The 19,959-nt window shown below is 52.6% G+C and carries 25 protein-coding genes; 7 read left to right on the forward strand and 18 right to left on the reverse strand.

Annotation, left to right across the window (positions count from 1 at the left end; genetic code table 11):
• Nucleotides 1-191 precede the first annotated feature (191 nt).
• The 5 genes from NXS97_RS22100 to NXS97_RS22120 all read left to right on the forward strand — a co-directional run bounded on the left by NXS97_RS22100 (nucleotide 192) and on the right by NXS97_RS22120 (nucleotide 2,542).
• On the forward strand, nucleotides 192-671 hold the full coding sequence (locus tag NXS97_RS22100) for a very short patch repair endonuclease (protein WP_013026198.1): 480 nt from the start codon (nucleotides 192-194) through the stop codon (nucleotides 669-671).
• 65 nt (nucleotides 672-736) lie between these two features.
• Nucleotides 737-1,012, forward strand: a complete 276-nt coding sequence (locus tag NXS97_RS22105; RefSeq protein ID WP_013026197.1) for a hypothetical protein — start codon at nucleotides 737-739, stop codon at nucleotides 1,010-1,012.
• Nucleotides 1,013-1,109: 97 nt separating this feature from the next.
• Complete coding sequence (locus NXS97_RS22110) at nucleotides 1,110-2,012, forward strand: DUF808 domain-containing protein (protein WP_013026196.1); 903 nt, start codon at nucleotides 1,110-1,112, stop codon at nucleotides 2,010-2,012.
• Between the two features lie 44 nt (nucleotides 2,013-2,056).
• Nucleotides 2,057-2,188 (forward strand): hypothetical protein, encoded by a 132-nt coding sequence (locus NXS97_RS22115; protein WP_014605559.1) that lies wholly within the window; start codon nucleotides 2,057-2,059, stop codon nucleotides 2,186-2,188.
• A 171-nt stretch (nucleotides 2,189-2,359) separates the two neighbouring features.
• On the forward strand, nucleotides 2,360-2,542 hold the full coding sequence (locus tag NXS97_RS22120; protein WP_019106597.1) for a YodC family protein: 183 nt from the start codon (nucleotides 2,360-2,362) through the stop codon (nucleotides 2,540-2,542).
• 83 nt (nucleotides 2,543-2,625) lie between these two features.
• Here NXS97_RS22120 and NXS97_RS22125 read toward each other — a convergent pair whose 3' ends face one another.
• The 3 genes from NXS97_RS22125 to NXS97_RS22135 form a co-directional block, all read right to left on the reverse strand.
• Nucleotides 2,626-3,846, reverse strand: a complete 1,221-nt coding sequence (locus NXS97_RS22125) for a glycosyl transferase (protein ID WP_014593955.1) — start codon at nucleotides 3,844-3,846, stop codon at nucleotides 2,626-2,628.
• A 40-nt stretch (nucleotides 3,847-3,886) separates the two neighbouring features.
• Nucleotides 3,887-4,675 (reverse strand): mannosyl-3-phosphoglycerate phosphatase-related protein, encoded by a 789-nt coding sequence (locus tag NXS97_RS22130; RefSeq protein ID WP_116219958.1) that lies wholly within the window; start codon nucleotides 4,673-4,675, stop codon nucleotides 3,887-3,889.
• Nucleotides 4,676-5,028: 353 nt separating this feature from the next.
• Nucleotides 5,029-5,253: a DUF2525 domain-containing protein gene (locus NXS97_RS22135; RefSeq protein WP_014605561.1), complete on the reverse strand. Its 225-nt coding sequence runs from the start codon at nucleotides 5,251-5,253 to the stop codon at nucleotides 5,029-5,031.
• A gap of 308 nt (nucleotides 5,254-5,561) precedes the next feature.
• On the opposite strand from NXS97_RS22135, the gene NXS97_RS22140 reads away from it, so the two are divergent.
• The gene (locus tag NXS97_RS22140) at nucleotides 5,562-5,720 is read left to right on the forward strand and encodes a YqaE/Pmp3 family membrane protein (RefSeq protein WP_014605562.1); all 159 of its coding nucleotides are present in this window, start codon (nucleotides 5,562-5,564) and stop codon (nucleotides 5,718-5,720) included.
• Nucleotides 5,721-5,782: 62 nt separating this feature from the next.
• Complete coding sequence (gene dsrB / locus NXS97_RS22145) at nucleotides 5,783-5,977, forward strand: protein DsrB (RefSeq protein ID WP_014593953.1); 195 nt, start codon at nucleotides 5,783-5,785, stop codon at nucleotides 5,975-5,977.
• 130 nt (nucleotides 5,978-6,107) lie between these two features.
• Here the strand turns inward: dsrB and NXS97_RS22150 are convergent, their stop codons facing one another.
• The 15 genes from NXS97_RS22150 to fliF form a co-directional block, all read right to left on the reverse strand.
• Nucleotides 6,108-7,814 carry a methyl-accepting chemotaxis protein gene (locus tag NXS97_RS22150; RefSeq protein ID WP_105076882.1) on the reverse strand — a complete coding sequence of 569 codons (1,707 nt, stop codon included), beginning with the start codon at nucleotides 7,812-7,814 and terminating at the stop codon, nucleotides 6,108-6,110.
• 135 nt (nucleotides 7,815-7,949) lie between these two features.
• Nucleotides 7,950-8,585, reverse strand: coding sequence for a transcriptional regulator RcsA (gene rcsA / locus NXS97_RS22155; protein ID WP_014593952.1), 636 nt, complete (start codon nucleotides 8,583-8,585; stop codon nucleotides 7,950-7,952).
• Nucleotides 8,586-9,213: 628 nt separating this feature from the next.
• Nucleotides 9,214-9,999, reverse strand: coding sequence for a flagellar biosynthetic protein FliR (gene fliR / locus NXS97_RS22160; protein WP_014593951.1), 786 nt, complete (start codon nucleotides 9,997-9,999; stop codon nucleotides 9,214-9,216).
• Nucleotides 9,999-10,268: a flagellar biosynthesis protein FliQ gene (gene fliQ / locus NXS97_RS22165; protein ID WP_014605563.1), complete on the reverse strand. Its 270-nt coding sequence runs from the start codon at nucleotides 10,266-10,268 to the stop codon at nucleotides 9,999-10,001. Before fliQ ends, fliR begins: the two co-directional genes overlap by 1 nt.
• A 25-nt stretch (nucleotides 10,269-10,293) precedes the next feature.
• Nucleotides 10,294-11,025 carry a flagellar type III secretion system pore protein FliP gene (gene fliP, locus NXS97_RS22170; RefSeq protein WP_105087499.1) on the reverse strand — a complete coding sequence of 244 codons (732 nt, stop codon included), beginning with the start codon at nucleotides 11,023-11,025 and terminating at the stop codon, nucleotides 10,294-10,296.
• Nucleotides 11,025-11,423 carry a flagellar biosynthetic protein FliO gene (gene fliO, locus NXS97_RS22175; RefSeq protein ID WP_014593949.1) on the reverse strand — a complete coding sequence of 133 codons (399 nt, stop codon included), beginning with the start codon at nucleotides 11,421-11,423 and terminating at the stop codon, nucleotides 11,025-11,027. Before fliO ends, fliP begins: the two co-directional genes overlap by 1 nt.
• Before the next feature lies 1 nt (nucleotide 11,424).
• Nucleotides 11,425-11,838 (reverse strand): flagellar motor switch protein FliN, encoded by a 414-nt coding sequence (gene fliN / locus NXS97_RS22180; RefSeq protein ID WP_013026182.1) that lies wholly within the window; start codon nucleotides 11,836-11,838, stop codon nucleotides 11,425-11,427.
• Nucleotides 11,831-12,838, reverse strand: a complete 1,008-nt coding sequence (fliM, locus tag NXS97_RS22185; protein WP_013026181.1) for a flagellar motor switch protein FliM — start codon at nucleotides 12,836-12,838, stop codon at nucleotides 11,831-11,833. The genes fliN and fliM overlap by 8 nt, the downstream gene beginning before the upstream one ends.
• Before the next feature lie 4 nt (nucleotides 12,839-12,842).
• Entirely contained in the window at nucleotides 12,843-13,328 is a 486-nt protein-coding gene (gene fliL / locus NXS97_RS22190; RefSeq protein WP_013026180.1) for a flagellar basal body-associated protein FliL, read from the reverse strand.
• Nucleotides 13,329-13,457: 129 nt separating this feature from the next.
• Nucleotides 13,458-14,726, reverse strand: a complete 1,269-nt coding sequence (locus tag NXS97_RS22195; RefSeq protein WP_105076883.1) for a flagellar hook-length control protein FliK — start codon at nucleotides 14,724-14,726, stop codon at nucleotides 13,458-13,460.
• Nucleotides 14,723-15,166 (reverse strand): flagellar export protein FliJ, encoded by a 444-nt coding sequence (gene fliJ, locus NXS97_RS22200; protein ID WP_013026178.1) that lies wholly within the window; start codon nucleotides 15,164-15,166, stop codon nucleotides 14,723-14,725. Before fliJ ends, NXS97_RS22195 begins: the two co-directional genes overlap by 4 nt.
• 28 nt (nucleotides 15,167-15,194) lie before the next feature.
• Nucleotides 15,195-16,556: a flagellar protein export ATPase FliI gene (gene fliI, locus NXS97_RS22205; protein WP_014593947.1), complete on the reverse strand. Its 1,362-nt coding sequence runs from the start codon at nucleotides 16,554-16,556 to the stop codon at nucleotides 15,195-15,197.
• Entirely contained in the window at nucleotides 16,556-17,254 is a 699-nt protein-coding gene (fliH, locus tag NXS97_RS22210) for a flagellar assembly protein FliH (protein ID WP_014593946.1), read from the reverse strand. Before fliH ends, fliI begins: the two co-directional genes overlap by 1 nt.
• On the reverse strand, nucleotides 17,247-18,239 hold the full coding sequence (gene fliG, locus NXS97_RS22215; protein ID WP_105076884.1) for a flagellar motor switch protein FliG: 993 nt from the start codon (nucleotides 18,237-18,239) through the stop codon (nucleotides 17,247-17,249). The genes fliH and fliG overlap by 8 nt, the downstream gene beginning before the upstream one ends.
• Entirely contained in the window at nucleotides 18,236-19,954 is a 1,719-nt protein-coding gene (gene fliF, locus NXS97_RS22220; protein WP_259232801.1) for a flagellar basal-body MS-ring/collar protein FliF, read from the reverse strand. Before fliF ends, fliG begins: the two co-directional genes overlap by 4 nt.
• Between the last annotated feature and the right edge of the window lie 5 nt (nucleotides 19,955-19,959).

Here is a 19,959-nt window from a genome sequence, read left to right on the forward strand (position 1 = left end):
GAGGAGGAAATCTGCAGGCGCAGGTCAGGATGGTGTTTCAGTGTGCGCCAGCGTCAAAAAGGCACAATTGCCCGGGTCAGATCTAAACGGCGCGGTCTGGCGGTGAAAATATTTTCTCTGCTTTTATCTGGCCGACTTTCACTTTTCAGGGCGACGACTAAAGTTGAATAAGTCGCTATTAAGGAGGTGCTATGGCCGACGTTCACTCCAGCGAAACGCGCAGTAAAAATATGCGCGCAATTCGTCAACAGGACACTGCCATAGAGCAGCGAATCGCCTTGCTGCTCAAAGATCGTGGATTCAGCTATCGGGTACAGGACAAAAACCTGCCAGGCCGCCCTGACTTTGTCGTGACCTCGCATCAGGCGATTATCTTTGTGCATGGCTGCTTCTGGCACCGCCACCACTGTTATTTGTTTAAGATCCCCGCCACGCGCACCGAGTTCTGGACGGGCAAAATAAACAGTAATGTAGAACGGGATCGGCGTTATGTCCGGCAGCTGCGGGAGAATGGCTGGAAGGTGCTGATTATCTGGGAATGCGCGCTACGCGGTAAACTCAAACTGGACGATGAAGCCCTGCTTGAACGTCTCGAAGAGTGGCTGCTGGCGATGAATGACAGCGCTGAAATCGATCATCAGGGAATTCATCATTACCGAGAGGATGAATGATCCCACCTTGCTAATCAGTAACATAAAATGTTAGATAGACGCTTTTCCGTGACCGGGAGCCCGCAATGAGCAGCATAAAACTGACGGTTAAACGCTTGTATCAGATTCGTGATGAGCGCATGGTGAATACCAAAGCCACCGCCAGAATCTATGCTGGGGAAACGCTGGTGGCCACGGAAGAGATAACCGGCATGACGGAAAGCCCGGTCAGTAAATATCTGCACATGGATGGACTCGCAGGACAAGCGGTGCGCGTCGAATGGGATTGTGAGGGCATCGCTGATATGACCGTGACAGAAATTGAACGATGCCCATGTTGTCAACATAACGAACCGGAATAGGCACGACGGGCTGCACTGTCACGCGCTTCGTCGAGGATGACGCGTTGCGGCTGATGCAGACATAACCCGTTGCTGATGACCGAATAAGGGAAATACTTTGGCAGGAACCAGTTTATTAACGTTGCTCGATGATATTGCCACGCTGCTGGACGATATCTCGGTAATGGGAAAAGTCGCCGCGAAGAAGACGGCAGGCGTGCTGGGTGACGATTTGTCACTGAATGCGCAGCAGGTGAGTGGCGTGAAAGCCAATCGCGAACTGCCGGTCGTATGGGGCGTAGCCAAAGGCTCGTTCCTCAACAAACTGATACTCGTGCCGCTGGCATTGATTATCTCTACGTTTGCCCCCTGGCTGATTACGCCACTGTTAATGATTGGCGGTGCGTACCTCTGTTATGAAGGGGTGGAAAAGGTCCTGCACAGTCTGCAGCATGATAAACAGCAGAACTCGCCAGAGGCGCGTCAGCAACGCCTGGATAAGCTGTCAAAACAGGACCCGCGCGATTTCGAAAAGAAAAAGATCAAAGGCGCAGTGCGCACCGATTTTATTCTGTCGGCTGAAATCGTGGCCATTACCCTCGGTATCGTCTCCGAAGCGCCCTTGCTAAATCAGGTGCTTATCCTGTCAGGTATTGCGATTCTGGTCACGATTGGCGTATACGGCATTGTCGCCGGCATCGTTAAAATCGATGATTTAGGGTTCTGGCTACGTGATAAATCGTCACGCGTGGCCCAGGCGCTGGGCGCAGTATTACTGGCCGCTGCCCCCGTATTGATGAAAGTGTTGACCGTTGTCGGTACGCTGGCCATGTTCCTGGTCGGGGGCGGCATTATCGTCCACGGCCTGACGCCGTTGCATCATCTGATTGAAAATGCGATCGCACCCTTCAGCGGCCTGGTTGCTGGCCTGCTGAGCAACGGCGCAAACCTGGTGATTGGTTTTATCATTGGGTCGATCGTGCTGTTAGTGGTTAACCTTATTGCCAAACTGCGTGAGTAATCGGTATAAAAGCGCATTCTTTAACGCGTTCAGGGGAGAAAACGATGAGCGATGACATGTTTGAATTTGATATTGATGCTCAGTTAGAGCAGGCCGAAGCGAAGGCAGAAAAAAAGGCGGGCGAAGTGCCAGAAGACCTGATTGATGATGCCGATTGTGAAGGCTGCAAAATCTAATCCACTCAGCGCCCCAGGCGGATAATTCTTATCCGCCTGATTTGTTTTCGACATATCTCTCTACGTTATTCTGAATTCGCCATTTTTATGCGCGTCTTAACAGCAGCAACTCTTTTACCATGCTATAAAGAAATGGTTTCAATGACAGTCATTTCTCAAAGAGGGCGCAACATGGTTTTTGCAATCAGTGATGAAGTACAGCATAAGGAAGGCGGGCAAACGATGGTGGTGACCGGACATGCCAGCGGCATGGTTGAATGTCGATGGTACGATGGTTATGCGGTCCGGAATGAGGCTTTTCGCACCGATGAGCTCAGCCATTCCAGCGAATCGCAGCCCCAGTTTACTTCCTGATTTCTGTCAGTCAGGCCGTTAACGACGGCGGCCTGACTGGATTTATCACACTCTCCATCCTCACTGGCGCGATGCCTGCAGCGTTATACGTTGCCGTCGTTGTCCTCTTCTACCGCTTTATAAATACGCTGCAGGATATCCGGAAAAGCCGACTGAACCCGACTCCAGCTGGGAATAAACGGCTTGTCGTTCGGGCGCTCGATAAAGGACTGACCGGCATCCAGAATCGACTGGGTGAACATTTCGACGGCCGCTTCTTCAACATGCTGGTCGAATTTCAGGCCGTTCATTGCCGCCTCATGGTTATAGATTTCCATCATATCCAGCGCATTACGGTAATAGGTCGCTTTCAGTACCCGGAATGAGTCACTGGTCAGCGGCACGCCCATGGTTGCCAGCTTACGCAGCAGCGACTGGACAATATCGTTGCTCATGCGCTTAAGGCCACCGGTGCCATCATCTTCTGCCAGCGGCTGATGCTTGTGATCATAGTGATCTGCAATCTCCACCTGACACGACTGGCGCGTGGTGTAGTTACGGTAAATTTCAGAGAGCACGCCAATTTCCAGTCCCCAGTCGCCGGGGATTTTAATGCCGTTGAGCACGTGCGTGCGCATCGCAAACTCGCCCGAGAGCGGATAACGGAAGCTGGACAGGTAATCAAGGTATTCGGAGTGGCCATAGACTTTTTGTAACGAGCGCAGCAGCGGGCCTACCAGCAGGCGGCCCACGCGGCCATTGAGTTTACCGTCAGCGACGCGTGCGTAAAACCCTTTGCAGAATTCATACTGAAAAGCGGGGTTAGCCAGCGGATAAAGCAGGCGTGCCAGCATGCCGCGTTCGTAGGTGACAATATCGCAGTCGTGCAGCGCAACACAGCTGGTGCGATCCGAGGCCAGCGTATAACCGGTACAAAACCACACGTTGCGTCCTTTGCCCGGATGGGTGGGCGACAACCCCTCTTTATCCAGTTCCGCGTCAATGGCTTTGAGTCTGGGGCCGTCATTCCACAGGATGCGGTGCCGTTGCGGCAGTCGGGAAAAAAACTCGCGGGCATGCAGAAACTGGTCACGGTCAGCCCGATCTAACCCGATAACGATTTCATCCAGATAGGGGACCTTAGCCAGTTCATCAACAATTTTTGTCAACGCCGGACCTTCCAGCTCGGAAAAGAGGGAAGGCAGGATCAATCCCATTTTGCGCTTACGGGCAAAACGCACCATTTCTTTTTCCAGCGACTCAACGCTGCGGTGCGTAAGATTATGAAAGTTAGTAATTACGCCATTCTGAAAGAAATCACTCATTGCATCATCCTTATGGTTTTGCGAGAGGAACAACAGCCTTTCATGGCTGAGTCAAAAAATGGTCCAGCCCTTCACGCCAGCCTTCAGGGCCGTGATGTGTCGTGCGGAATACGTTGGCATCTTCCGCGCGCTGTAAGGTAACCGGTGTTTTACTGAAGCCTTTGATCACCACGGCATAGTCAACCGCATCCAGCATCGGGGCATCGTTCGGGCCATCGCCCAGGCCAAGGGTGGTAACGTCTTCCCGGTCGGTGTGAGACAGTAGCCAGCGCAAGGCTTCTCCTTTGCCGCTTCTGGCAGGCATGACATGCCAGAAGCGGCCGCCCTGTGTCAGGGAAAGATGATAGTCGGCCAGCGCCGTGCGAAAGCGGCCAAAGGCCTCATCGGTATCCCGCCAGACAATCACCTCTGAGGCATCACGCTGACGGGCGAGGGCGGCATCCGCTTCACTCAGGCCGGTCATGGCGGAAACATCGACATCGCTGAAGTCATGGAAGCCAGTAAAGCGAAACTGCTGTTGTAACGCTGCCAGCACCCGGCAGATTGCGGCATAGTTCATCTTGTCGTCCGGAATGCGTACGCTTTTACTCTCGTTGAGGTACAGCACGGCGCCGTTTTCAGCAATAAAAGCGGTGCCGGCAATACCGAGCTTACGCTGCAGTGGCAGAATCTCAGCGGCGGTTTTGCTGGAGCAAATAATTAAGGGAATGGCGTGCGCGTTGAGTGTATCAAGCCAGTCTGCTGCGGCATCCCAGTTATAGTCGTGGTGGTCAAGCAGCGATCCATCGAGGTCGGTCACTATCATTAGCGATTCATTCAGATTCGGCATCCTGATCTCCTTCACTCCAGTTCGACATTAGTTTTAGTGTAGTTGAGTCTACAGCAGGCTTAGCATTGCGCACCGCAACCCCTATAACCAGGAGGATTCCTAAAACCCGAAGGATAAAATCGGCGATGCCGTCATTTCGTGCAGCGAATATCGCTGAAATAACAAGGCTCAGGGTGAAAGTGGCCAGTTTGAGTTAGGGCGAAATGAGTGAAACGCGCACGGGAAAGGCTTGTTTTGGCGAACGGGAAGCGTACTCTAAACGAGCAATATGAATTCCCTGGTGTAACGAATTGACTGCTTACCTGGCTCGCGCCGGGTATTTTTTTGCGCCGAATTCAGTGCTGCTGCGCTGCCTAGCGGTTTATCTCTGTATAACGACAATCATGAATATCCATTTCAAACTGCTCCGCAGGTTCACGGCACAGCCCTGGCCGAGGGGCATCCGCCCCCGTCACTGACTGCGAGTGTGGGGAAAAGTAGTCCTGCAGTTCACCGGTGCTACCGGGTTCAATAGCCTGCAGCAGGGCGTCCATTTCTTTATCCCGCTCATGCTTTTCGGCTGGGTGGGGAAGCGACATCGCAAACCTCCATCGGCTGGATTGGGTAATAAACATACAATTTAGCGGAAAATGAGAGGGCGGGACAGAAAAAAAAGCCCGCGCTGCGCGGGCAAATGATCCTTGTTACTTTGGGTGTGTTGTATTTCCTGGGGAGGAAAGCAACGAAAAAAAGTTTACCTGTTGTACCTGTTAAACGTCTCGCAGTGAAGTGTCAGGAAACTGAAAATGCGTATTACTCAGATTTACCTGACTTTCTCAGTAATCTGCTAAAAAGGGACTATATTTGATAACAAAACGGTTTTTTATCAATACCTAAAGGAATGGTTATGGACTTACTTCGAATTCTAATCGCAATCTTACTCCCCCCGCTTGGTGTTTTTATGCAGGTAGGTTTTGGGGGAGCATTCTGGCTTAACATCCTGCTGACCCTGTGTGGATACATTCCAGGCATCATTCACGCCGTGTGGGTCATCGCGCGTCGCTAACGCCTGCATTACCCAGGCTCTTCGATTAAACTGTTAACAGGAATGTATCGGGAGAGTGGTAAATGAAGGTAGACGATCGCGTCAGTGTGAAAACGGATGGTGGGCCCCGTCGTACAGGCACCATCCTGGCTGTTGAGCCATTTAGTGAAGGCACCATGTTTCTGGTGGCCCTGGAAGATTACCCGCAGGGCATCTGGTTCTTTAACGAGAGCGGTCATCAGGACGGTGTGTTTGTCGAGCCTTATCCTGCCGACTGACCTTGATATTTAACTGCCAGACCATCACAAAAACGCCCTCTGGCCTGTTCGGCTCAGAGGGCGAGTGTTATTGACAGCGCCGTCAGGCAACGCGCTTCAGCGACGTCGCTGACTCACCGGTCTGCTTTGGCTAAAACGTTTCCCAGTTCTCATTGCCGCTTGTGGCGGCAGCGGGGCGCAAGACAGGCGCAGGCGCCTTAGGTGCGCTATCGGACTGTTGAACAGGTTTTGCTGCTGGCGTATCCTGCAAACGGAAAGCCGCAACCGCCTTGGTCAACTTACCAGCCTGATCTTCCAGAGAGGCAGCCGCAGCCGAGGCTTCCTCAACCAGTGAGGCGTTTTGCTGCGTCACGTTATCCATCTCTGTAACGGCCTGGCTGACCTGCTGGATACCCCGGCTTTGTTCGTCGGACGCGGCGGCAATTTCCGACATGATATCGGTCACGCGACGCACGGCCTCAACAATTTCGCTCATGGTCGTCCCGGCTTCACCTACCTGATGTGAACCGCTGCTGACTAACTTCACTGATTCAGCAATCAGCGATTCAATTTCTTTTGCCGCCTGCGCACTGCGCTGAGCCAGGTTACGGACTTCGCTGGCGACCACGGCAAAACCGCGGCCCTGTTCGCCCGCGCGGGCAGCCTCGACGGCGGCATTTAGCGCCAGAATGTTCGTCTGGAAGGCAATACTGTTGATCACGTTAGTGATCTCAGCAATTTTCTTCGAACTACCGGAAATATCGTTCATGGTTTTTACCACGCCGCTCACCATGTCGCCGCCGCTGCGCGCCTTGCCGGACGCATCTGCTGCCAGTTGGCTGGCGTGATGGGCGTTATCCGCGTTCTGTTTCACCGTCGCGGTAAGCTGTTCCATGCTGGCCGCAGTCTGCTCAAGCGCGGCTGCCTGTTGCTCGGTACGCGATGACAGGTCGGTGTTACCCGCAGAAATCTCACTTGATCCCTGGTAAATGGCGATAGCCCCTTCACGCACCGTGCCAACCGTTTTGACTAGCGATTCCTGCATGCGCTGTAAATTGTCCAACAGTAAGCCAATTTCGTTTCGCCCGTGCGCTGCCGGAGGCGCGGTCAGGTCACCCTGCGCGATACGCTCAATATGGGCCACCGATTTACGTAAAGGATTGATCACAACACGACGGAGAAAAACAAAGGTTATCAGGACCAACACTAGGGAAGCCACGAACGCACAACCCATCGCAATAAAGCCAATTCGGGACTGCTCAGCTGCTGTACTGTTTATCGATGCAGAACGTGAGTCTCGATACTTTATTGCCTTTAAAATCAATATCTTGTAAGCGTTGTCTAGTTTTCGAGTATTGTCGGTTTCCTGCGCGATTATACTTTCAAAACTTCCTTGCTTAGCTGCCTCTATTGCCGGCATAACACCCTTTTCAAGGTACTCCTTAAAACTGGTTTTTAACGGCTCATCTAGCTTAATATCTTCTTGCGTTTTAACACTACGGTTCAAATAAGTGTTAAGGCCACTTTTCGCGTCTTTGATTCGCGCATTAGCTGAATCAAGATTGGCAGCATATGCATCCATTTCTCCAATGCGAGCAGCTGCACCAGCCTGAATGATATTTAATCTTGCTGAACGCATGTGAGATGTACTATCGAAAAGACCGTTACGAACCTGAATTTCATTGGTTGCATCTTTAAGCGATTGATTGCTGAGAACCAGAAAATAACTGGCCAAAGCTATACAGAGCGCGAACAGAAAAAGTATGCCGCCGAAAATCAAACTAAAGAGCGGGACCAGTCTGAGATTTTGCCAAAAACTGACGTTGTGATGTCCTTCATTAACCAGCGTTGTCTTCATTTCCTTGCTCTCTAAAAGGGGCCTGATGAAAAAAACATCGGCAGGAGCAGGAAAAGGTTTACCTCAAAATTGAGATCTGGATCGCTAATCCATAAAAAAACCGGCCTTTTGGGCCAGTTCTTAGAGGGGAGGAGGTTACCTTACGTTGACATAGATACCGGACGTCACATTATCGGTTAAACGCACCACATGATAGATCACTTGCTTATTATGCGTTTTAATTTTTCGCTTTATATTGCCTTTATGCGACGAAACGGTTTTCGCTTTAATTTGCATTTTATCTGATATCTGAATGGTATCATGGCCTGACATCCACATTTTCAGCATATTTGACTCTGTCTGACTTAGCGTAAGAGGGTGGACATCAAGACCCGAAGAAATACGCGGCGACATATTGAGTTTTTTCTGCAAATAAGTACTTAACAATGAATCCAGCGTCGAAGGCTTAATTGCTTTAGATGTAATAATCAAATTTTTTCGAACATACAAATATTCTTCAAAATGAATATTACTAATGGCCATAAAAATAAAAAACAATGTTTCGGGATGCTGGTTAATAACGCTGCGAATGCGCTCGCTGGAGTCGGTTTCATGAATGAAACAGTCTTCGTTAATAAAGACGACGCCAGGTTTTAACTGCTCACATCTTTGCTGTAATTGCTCAATGTCAGATACAGAAGTAATATTTTTCTTCTTAACTCCCTTAGAAGACATATAATCTGATAATCCCAGGCGTGTGTAGTTGCAGGAATCCATAATAATCGTTGGCATGTTAGCGACCCTCACCAATTTGTTATCCGTTTAAATCAACGATGAATTACGCGTTGCGGTACGAGAAGATTTCCAAAGCGCTTTTTTTTATTCTGCTGATGCAGCGTGGCAATGGGCAATAGCCCATAAAAGTCCTCTTCCCTGACCCGGTCTGCAAAAAATTTGTGTTGCTCTGACCTCACACCTGACCTGATATCAACATGATAAGTCGATACAAAGTCGGACTGAGCGAAATGCAGTTTTTTGGGAGCGCTGTCACTATCGCTGAAAACCCAGAGTTTTCTGATAGGACAAATCTTAAAAACATTTATTTCACGAAAGTGTGAAGTCGGTTAGCGAGTTGACAATGCCGGAAAAAACATTTTCTGACAAGAAAAATCACATAAAAATTTTTCTTTAGTAATTTCAACGCATTGCCGATTTTGTCACCAAAACAATCTTGTTGATGACTCGGTTAACCGCCTGACTAAAATACGCGAAGCGCGGTTTAATAAGAATAATTTTAAGACTTTCCGCACGTTTATCAGAATATCCTTAGTTGATTTCTGGGAAATGTGGTTTGAAAAATGTGCGGATAGTTATGCGTTTCTTAAGTATCAAATCAGGATAATAGTTAGATACTTAATGTTCAGACAGGGGACAGTTCTGTCAGGAACTGGGCCAGAAGATCGAATATTTCGCCGAACAGGTGCTCGCAGAAGGGGGCAAGGAGAGGCATCAGCAGGCTGATGGTCAGAATGCCTACTGATAAGGTAATCGGGAAGCCGATCGCGAAGATTGATAACTGTGGTGAAAGACGGTTTAACAAACCCAGGACCATATTTATCGTGAGTAGCAAAACGATCAACGGCAGCGCTAACATCATGCCATTAAGGAAAATCATGCTGCCGGATTTCACCAAAGCCATAAAGGCATTTGCCTGAAGAGGCTCGCCGCCGATAGGCAACGTATGAAAACTGTCCGACAGCAGGGAAATAAGCCACAGGTGACCGTTGAAAGTCAAAAATAAAAGCATCGCCAGCATGTCGAGAAAGCGCGCAAGAACGGGCATATTCAGTCGACTGGCGGGATCGAAAAAGGTGGCGAAAGACAGACCCATCTGCAATCCAATCAGTTCACCGGCGGTACGAACCGCGGCAAAGGCGAACTGCATGGTAAAACCAATGGCAATCCCAATCAGCATCTGCTGAATCAGCAGCATAAAGCCGGCAGGTGAAAACAGCGTCACGTTCACCGGGGGTAAATTTGGGATCAGTATCCAGGTGATCATGGCGGCAAGACCAATCTTCACCCGTTTACTCACCGCTTTTTCACTCAGTACCGGCGCGGTAGCAAGCAGTGCCAGAATACGCACCAGTGGCCAGAAAAACTGACTGACCCAGTGTACGAGTTGGCTACTGTCGAGAGTGATCATCAGCCGATGATATAAGGCAGATTAGAAAAGACGGTGCGGATGTAATCCAACAGCACGTTCAGCATCCAGGGGCCGGCAATGATACCCGTGGTGGCCACTGCAATAATTTTTGGAATGAAAGACAGCGTTTGTTCGTTAATCTGGGTCGCTGCTTGCAGCAAACTCACCAGTAAACCGCTGACCAGCGCGGCCAGAAGCATAGGGGCAGCCAGCAGCAGGGCAACGCGCATGGCTTCCTGTCCCATTACCATTACCGATTCAGGTGTCATGAATTTCTCCTGTGCAATAGAGAGGTCAGGAATAGAAACTTTGTGCCAGCGAGCCAACCAGCAATTGCCAGCCGTCCACCAGAACAAACAACATTAATTTAAACGGCAGCGCAATTGTTGCCGGGGGAACCATCATCATCCCGAGTGCCATTAACACGCTGGCAACCACCAGGTCGATAATTAAAAAAGGAATAAATACGGTAAAGCCAATCTGGAATGCGGTTTTTAATTCACTGGTCACGTAAGCCGGCAACAGAATACGCATAGGTACGGCTTCCGGACCCTCAATCGGCGCTGTATTTGCCAGGCGGGCAAATAACGCTAAGTCAGCCTCACGGGTTTGCCGCAGCATAAATTCCCGCAGCGGCTGTGCGCCTTTATCGATCGCCACATCCATGCTGATTTTATCCTGGCTAAACGGCAGGTAGGCATCCTGATAAATCTTATCGAAGGTTGGCGCCATAATAAAAAACGTTAAAAATAAGGTCAGGCCAAGTAATACCTGGTTAGGCGGCGCGGAAGGCGTGCCCAGCGCATTACGTAGCAGGCCGAAAACAATAATGATGCGGGTAAAGCTGGTCATCATTAACAGAATGGCTGGCAGGAATGTTAACGAGGTAATAAAGACCAGCGTTTGTACCGGCAGTGACCAGCTTTGGCCACCGTTAGCTAATGGCTGACTAACCAGGCCCGGCAACTGGGCATGGGCAACCGGTGCCAGCAACAGCAGCGGCAGAAGAGGGAGCAGTCGACGCATCATGGATTTTTTCCGGGACGTTTAACCAGATTTTGTAATAGCTGACGAAAATCCTGCGGCGCTGCTTTTACCGGTGCGGTTTCATCAGGTGCACCTGGCGGCAACGTATGCAGGTGAGTAATTTGCTGAGCTGTCACGCCCAGTACCAAACGCGCATCCGGCGTATCAACAATCACAACGCGTTCGCGCTGGCCGACCTGCACACTGGCCGTGAGTGTCAGCTCACGGCTGCCCACTTTCTTAGGGGCAAAACCCATGCGGCGTGCCAGCCAGGCACATGCCAGAATCAACAGAATAATGACGACCAATACGCCACTGACCTGGGTCAATACTGAACCTGCCGAAATGGGCGGTGCCTGAGGTGTGGCAGGTTGCAGCGTATGATTCTGGTTATTCATCTTAACGGCTCAGACGACGCATACGCTCTGACGGCGTAATGATATCGGTGATGCGAACGCCATATTTATCGTTGACCACGACGACTTCACCCTGTGCGATCAAATAACCATTGATCAGGATGTCCAGCGGTTCACCCGCCAGCCCATCCAGGGAAACCACGGAGCCCTGCGTCAGACGCAGCAGTTCTTTAATGGTCATTTTGGTGCGGCCAAGCTCGACGGTGAGCTTCACCGGGATATCCATAATCAGGTCGATATCCTGCAACGAACCTGACGCATTACTCGTTTCAAAGCTTTTAAAAACGTCATCACTCTGTGAGGCAGTCGTAGCGGAGCCAACCTGCTCATTCATTGCTTCAGCCCACAGATCGTCCGCAGAGATAGTATCATCGGACGGTTTCTTGCTGTCAGTCATGGGGCTGTTCCTCGTTAAGCGAATTCAAAATCGGGTTAATCAAATGTTCAACACGCAGGGCATACTGGCCGTTAAGCGTGCCATACTGACTGGTTAAAACGGGCACACCGTCCACATGGGCAATAATGCGCTCTGGCTTTTCAATCGGCAGAACATCACCGGGTTTCAGCTGTAAAACGCGCGACAGGCGCAGCGACGTTTCGGCGAAATGGGCAATCAGTTCCAGCTCAGAGTGCTGAACCTGCTTCACCAGATTGTCGCGCCAGTGTGTATCTTCTGACCGCGAGTTTTCCAGCGGTGGATTCACCAGCATTTCACGCAGCGGTTCAATCATCGAAAACGGAATACAGATGTTGAACTCACCCACAAGGTTACCGATTTCAACCTGGAAAGGCGTATTCACAACAATATCGTTAGGTGATGTGGTGATGTTGGTGAATTTCACCTGCATTTCCGAACGCACATACTCCACATCCAACGGATAAATGGCTTTCCACGCATCGCTGTATCCGTCAAGCGCCAGCTTCAGCATGCGGCGAATGACACGTTGCTCGGTATGGGTAAACTCCCGTCCTTCAACTTTAGTCGGAAAGCGGCCATCACCGCCAAAAAGGTTATCGACCGCAATAAACACCAGGCTTGGCGAAAACACGACTAATGCCGTACCGCGCAGGGGCTTCAGATGGATCAGGTTCAGGTTGGTTGGCACCGGCAGATTGCGTGCAAACTCATGGTAAGGCTGAATCTTGATCGCGCCTACGCTGATATCCGGGCTACGACGCAGCAGGTTAAACAGCGCCATACGGAAACTACGGGCAAAACGCTCGTTAATAATTTCCAGCGCCTGCAGACGCTCGCGCACCACGCGACGCTGGGTATTCGGATCATAAGGGCGAATATCGCCCTCAGGTCCGTTTTGTTTCTTTTCTTCTTCCGCGCTGCCGCTGTCGCCGTTAAGTAGCGCGTCAATTTCAGCCTGGGAGAGAATGCTGTCGCCCATTGATTCACCTCAAAATGAAGGCAGTAAACAGTACGTCGTCTACGACCTGCGGAGGTTGACCTTTTACCAGTGGTGGTGCCAGCGCCTGTTTGATTTGATCAACAAGCGCTTGCTTTCCTTGCTCCGTCGCCAGTGCAGCTGCGTTCTGACGAGACAGCAGCAGTAACAGACGACTGCGAACCTCAGGCAGGTAGTCACTCATCCGACGACGCGTTTCTTCATCCGGCAGACGTAGCGTAAAGCCTACGTACAGTACGCGGTCTGGGTCGTTGTCGGGATTGACCAGGTTAACCGTAAATGTATCAAGTGCAAAAAAGACCGGGGCGGGAGGCGGTTCAACTTTCGCGACCTCCGGCTTATCACCCTCATGTTTATTCATCATTCGCCAGACTGCATAGCCTGCCACGCTGCAAGCGGCCAGCGCGACAATCAGTAACACTGGTATTAAAAGTTTTCGTTTGCGGCCTTTGGCTTTCGCGTTATCAGACATTTTTGCAGTAACTTCCTGTGAATTATGGGCAAGCCTCTCGGCTTGCCTGAACAGATTATCGCGTGTCTTAAGTCAAACAATGGCAAGAAAAGACACGGGTTTTACGCTTACCTTCAGCGTTTGTCGCTGTCAGGCAAATGTGTCGACTGCGCCTTTGCCGGTTAACCGGGCCTGAAGAGACTGCGGTACGGCAATGGGCGTAATGTCGTTATCACTGTCCTGGGTGAGGGAGAAGCTGCCGTGCTGTCCGTCGCGACGCGCCTCCTGTTGCTGCTGGAAGCTCTGTCCCTGCGAGAAACTCTCACTGCTTACCTGACTCTCACCCAGGTTAATCCCGCTTTCCGCCAGGGCATGACGCAACTGGGGAAGCGCAGCTTCCAGCGCGGCCCTGACATGGCTATGGCTGGAAACCATATTTAACTGTGCCTGATCGTTATTCAGTTTCAGGCTGATCTGAATCGCCCCCAGGTCTTCAGGATGCAATCGCAGCTCTGCATTCTGCTGGCCATTACGGCTGAACATCACAATTTGCTGCCCCAGTGCCTGCTGCCATTCGTTGCTGCCCAGGTGGGCATTCAGCGTCGGCGTTGACGGTGAGTTCATCGTCGCTGAGGCGCCAGATGACTGCAGCAAGCTACTGGTACTGCTCACCGGCGCGCTGAGAATGGCCTGATTATCGCTGGCTGCCGCTAACGGACGATCGTCCTGCTTACTGACGCTGCTCAGTATCTGCTGAAAACTGCCGTCGGTGGTCAGAGCCGCAGGCGTCACCGCGGTGTTATGACTTGTCGCGGCGGTTGGGCCGGTCACGCTCTGGCTAACCAGACTGGCTTTATTGGCCAGGTTGCCGTCCTGCACCTTCGTGTTTTGGCTCTCTTTGCCATCACCTGTTAGTGCCGTAGTGACCGCCTGCGTCAGCGCTGACAGCGCTGAACGGGGCGCATCCCCTTGCAAATCCGCACCACGGTTCGCTGCGTTGTCTTTCACCGCCTGCTGCAGTCCCGTCGCGGGTAGCATGGCAAAGAGCGCCTGTATATTCTGCATGTCGCTATTGTTAAGGACGGTGGCTGTCAGCTCATCTTTATCATCGGCTGATTTTGTGCCGGCTTTAATCTTTTCCGGTGCAAACAACGCACTAAGCGCAGTCGGCGTTTCCAGCGAAGAGAGTAATGCATTCAACGAGGTGGCCGTTTTATGCTCCGTCTCTGTCGTGACATTTTTATCTGTAGCCGCAGGGTTTTTACCGTGCAGCTTCGCCAGGGAAAGCAGCTGATTTCCCAGGGCGGTGATAAAGTCCTGTGGCAGCGTCTCACCACTGCCTGGCAGGTCTGTGGTGCCTGCTGTGTCAGCAGTGCCGATGGCTTTCGTCGTCAACGCGGTGTTTGGCAGCGTAATCATTCGCCTTTCCTCAGTGCGGCCCGTTGGGCAAATTCATCCATCCGTTTCTGGTCGAGACGGTTTTCTTGTCGTAATGCATTTTCCTCTGCCCGGGTGATCAGAGTTTGATAGGCGTTCAGGCGCTGCTGTTTCTCACGCCAGTTGACCAGCGCCTGTTCCAGCCGTTGGTTCCATTGCTGTAGCTGACTGCGGTGTTGCTCAATCGCCTTCTCCAGCGTCTGGATAAACTGGTGATAGTTGGTCCAGCGATTGCTGGCAATTCCGCTGGACATGTCACTGTTCAGCTTATTGCGGTACTCGTCCTGGTAATCGAGCAACATGGAGAGCTGCTCGTTAGCCGCCTGCTGACCCCGGCGCATATCGCCCAACAACACGGCGGCGCGCTCCAGGTCCTGCTCCGCTAAATCGCGAAGCGTGTCAATAGCATTGGCTGTTTTCATTACGATGTCCTCGTATCAAACGCGCTGACTAGCCAAACAAGGCGTGCAAATGCAGGCAGGCGTCGTCGTACTCACTGCGTTCAAAAATGCCTTGTTGCAGGAAGGCTTCCATCTGCGGGTAAAGCTGAATAGCTTTGTCCAGCATGGGATCGCTGCCTGCGGCATAGGCGCCGACGCTGACCAGGTCACGGTTGCGCTGAAAACTTGAAAGCAACTGCTTGAACTGGCGTACGCGTGCATAGTGATTTTCATCAATCAGTGATGTCATGGCACGACTGATTGACGCTTCAATATCAATAGCCGGATAGTGTCCGGCCTCCGCGAGGCGACGTGACAACACGATGTGTCCGTCGAGGATTGCGCGGGCAGAGTCTGCAATCGGATCCTGCTGGTCGTCGCCTTCGGTCAGAACGGTATAAAAAGCCGTAATGGAGCCGCCGCCATCGATACCGTTACCGGCGCGCTCAACCAGGGCCGGGAGCTTAGCGAAAACAGACGGTGGATAACCTTTAGTGGCCGGTGGCTCACCGATTGCCAGGGCAATCTCACGCTGGGCCATGGCGTAACGCGTCAGGGAGTCCATGATTAACAGGACGTGCTTACCGCGATCGCGGAAGTCTTCTGCAATACGTGTGGCATAGGCTGCGCCCTGAAGACGCAACAGCGGGGAGACATCGGCCGGCGCCGCAATCACCACGGAACGGGCACGGCCTTCCGCGCCTAAAATGTTTTCAATAAAGTCTTTAACTTCACGACCACGCTCACCGATTAACCCGACAACGATCACATCGGCCTGGGTGTAACGCGCCATCATGCCGAGCAGCACGCTTTTACCCACGCCTGAACCGGCAAACAGGCCCATACGTTGACCACGGCCAACGGTGAGCAGGGCGTTGATAGCCCGAACGCCCGTATCCAGGACATCAGTGATGGGCGTGCGCTGTAAGGGGTTAAACGGCGGAGTATTTAGCGCCGCACGGTAGCCAGTTTCCGGTGACGGTAAGCCATCAAGCGGCCGTCCGCTGCCGTCAAGGACACGGCCCAGCAGTTGCGGACCGAGTAAAAGCTGCTTTCCGGCCTGCGGGTTTTCACCGGTAGCCCGGGCATAAACGCGCGCCCCCGGCAGAATGCCGTCCACTTCTTCCAGCGGCATCATCAGCAGTTTCTGACCGTTGAAACCGACGACTTCACTTTCGATTTCGCTGATGCTCTTACCGTCGTTGCGCTCAATCACACAGGTTGAACCCAGGGGCAGCTGCAGGCCGGTCGCCTCCAGTACCAGGCCGGTGGCACGCGTCAAACGCCCATAACGACGAATCGGTTGTACCTGAGAAATACGACTCTCAAAGGCATCAAGCGAGCCAAGCCAGCGGTTCAGACGTGTGGTCATTAAAATTCTCCCGGCGCCGCCAGGCGACACAGTTCCTGCCAGCGAGTGGCGACGCTGGCGTCGAGATCGCCATCTTCGGCGCTGAGCTTGCAGCCGCCAGGGTGCAACGTGTTATCTGCCAGTAAACGCCAGCCGTGAAGATCAAGCGTCGGACCTAAGGTTTGTTCGATTCTCAGCAGATCGTCCGGATGAACGCGCAGTTGAGGTTTACCGCTAAACATCGGCTCCTGCTGAAGCAGGCCCTGGATCTGCCGAAGCAGGGCGCTGCCATCCACCGTTGTTGCCTGCCCAATGACTGAGCGTGCGGCTTCCAGCGCCAGCTGCATCAGACGGGCGGCGATCACGCTGTCCAAAGATTCCAGCGTGTTCTGGAATTCGGTGACCAACTGCTGCATGCGTGCCTGTAAAGGCGCTTGCTGCTGCTGTGCATCGGCCAGACCTTGCTGAAAGCCCGCGTCGTAACCAGCCTTCTGGCCTTCAGCAAACCCCTGCAGATGACCTTCGCTATAGCCTTGCCCGTGCGCCTCTTTACGCAACTGCTGCTGCATATGTTCAAACTGCTGCTGTTGCTCATCTTCTTCAGATTCAAAGATGGTAACCTCGGCTGGCTCTGCTGACATGGCAACGGGCTCTTCTGGACGCCCCAGCTCAACCGGCTGCCACAGCTGCCATGGACGGGCAGAAAATGCATCAGACATAGGTTTCCTCGCCACCACCGATTACCATCTCGCCGGACTCTGCCAGGCGACGAACCACCAGCAGGATCGCTTTCTGTTCGTTCTCGACCGCAGACATACGCACCGGGCCACGGTTGGCAAGATCGTCGCGCAGAATATCTGCTGCACGTGCCGACATGTTTTTGAGGAACTTCTCGCGCAGAGGCTGCTCTGCACCTTTCAGGGCGATCAGCAACTGCTCGGACTCCACTTCCTGCAACAGACGCTGGATACTGCGATCGTCCACTTCCACCAGGTTTTCGAACAGGAACATCTCGTCGATGATTTTCTGTGCCAGCTCGCCGTCGAAGTCGCGAACCGCTTCGATGACCGCCTCTTCCTGATGTGTTTTCATCAGGTTGATGATTTCTGCCGCCGTTCTTACGCCGCCCATCTTCGCGCGCTTGAGGTTGGTGCCGTCGAGCAGGCTGTTCAACACTTCGGTCAGCTCTGCCAGTGCGGCAGGCTGTACGCCACCGAAGGTCGCAATACGCAGCATGACGTCATGACGCAGGCGTTCATCAAACAGCGCCAGGATATCTGCAGCCTGACCCCGTTTGAGGTGTACCAGAATGGTCGCGATAATCTGGGGATGCTCGTCGCGAATAAGGTCGGCAGCCGCCTGCGGCTCCATGAAGTTAAGCGTTTCCATCCCGCTGGTGGTATCACGGGTTTCAAGGATATCCTCCAGCAGGCTTGAAGCACGTTCTTCACCCAGCGCACGGGTCAACACGGAGCGCAGGTAGTCGTTGGAGTTCAGGCTCAGCGCCGCGAACTGCTCGGCATCGGCTTCGAACTCACGCAGCACTTCAGTCAGCTGCTTATGGGATACCTGACGCATGCTGGCCATTGCCGAGCTCAGGTGCTGCACTTCGCGTTGGTTCAGATGCTTAAACACTTCCGCCGCGCGTTCTTCGCCAATGGTCATCATCAGAATGGCGCTTTTTTCAGTACCGGTCAGACTCATAGTTCGTTACCCATCCATTCACGAATAACCAGCGCCACGACGCGCGGATCGTTTTCAGACATGTCGCGGATACGCTGGCTCATGACTTCAGCGCTCATGCGGTTATTAGTTTTGCGTTCCTGCTCCATCTCATCTTTGCTGAGCTGGACGCTGTAAGCTTCCTGATCGTTTTGCTGTGCAGCACGGGCAGCCATCGCTTCTGCAGCCGCTTTCTCAGCTTCTTTCTTACGCAGTACGTGTGGACGAACCGTTTTGCGGTACAGGATGAAGGCAACCAGTGCCACCAGCAGCCACTTACCTGCACTTATCAGCTGGTCAAAGAAGGACTGCTGTTGCCAGAAGGGCAGTTCGCTGACAGTAGGTTCGGTGGTATTGAACTGCGAGTTCACCACGTTGACGCTGTCACCACGTTGTTGTGAATAGCCCATGGCTTCACGCGTCAGGTCTTCAATCTGCTTCAACTGCTGCTCGTTAAGTGCAAGCGCTTTGCCTTTATCATCTTCGCGATAGTTCACCACCACGGCGACGGACAGACGCTGCACATCTCCCACATTCATTTTGGTATGGCGAATGGTGCGATCCAGCTCATAGTTCACCGTGTCATCGCGGCGAGAGTTGGTTGGCACGCTGCTGGCCGAGGCGGTACTGTTACGCTGGCCATTCGCGGCATTGTTCTGGCCATTCGCATTCTGCCCGTTGGCCGCGTTGGTGTTCGGCGCATTGACCGGCGCAGTATTCGCGGGCGCTGGCTGATTAGACAGCGCGCCAGGCACGCCGCCAGGATAAGGGCTGCCAGACTGCTCGCTGGTGCTTGTCTGCTGTGAGCGGATTGACGCATTTTTTGGGTCGCCATTTGGCTGATACTTCTCGTCTGTCTGCTCGCTGGTATCAAAGTTAATCTGCGCGGTAACCTGTGCATGCACGTTGCCCTGGCCCAGAATCGGATTCAGGATAGCTTCAATGCGTTGCTGATAACGGGCTTCCACTTCGGCAGCATATTTAAGTTGTGCGTCATTCAGGTCACGACCCACCGCATCAGAACGCGTTAACAGATGACCGCTCTGATCCACGACGGTGACGTTGCCCGGTGGTAAACCCGCCACGCTGCTGGAAACCATGTGGGTAATCGCCTGAATCTGACCTTCGTCCAGTGCGCGACCCGGTTGCAGCGTTAAGGTTACGGACGCAGAAGGGGCCTTTTGCTCACGCACAAACAGGGTCGGTTTAGGCATGGCCAGATGCACGCGCGCGGTTTTAACCGGCCCCAGTGATTCGATGGTACGTGCCAGCTCGCCTTCGAGTGCGCGCTGGTAGTTAACCTGCTCACTGAACTGGCTGATACCGAACTTCTCTTTATCCAGCAGCTCAAAGCCGACGTTGCCACCCTTAGGCAGGCCCTGTTCAGCCAGACGCAGACGCAGTTCATGCACTTTGTCTTCAGGGACCATCAATGCGCCACCGTTATCGGCAAAACGATAAGGTACATTCATCTGCGTCAACTGCGTGACAATGGCGCCGCCATCCTCGTTTGAGAGATTGCTGAACAGCACGCTGTAGTTAGGTGTCTTGGCCCAGAGGACCAATGCAAACACCACTGCAATAGCAGCGGCGGCGGCGACGATTAAAGGTATGCGTGGATTAGCACGCAGGCGAGCGAGAAGGTCACCGAAGCCTTTCTTGTCTTGATCTTGTGTGGCGGCTGCACTCGCATTCATGACCG

It is taken from the genome of Pantoea sp. B623 (genome assembly GCF_024814475.1).
Taxonomy (GTDB): Bacteria; Pseudomonadota; Gammaproteobacteria; order Enterobacterales; family Enterobacteriaceae; genus Pantoea; species Pantoea ananatis.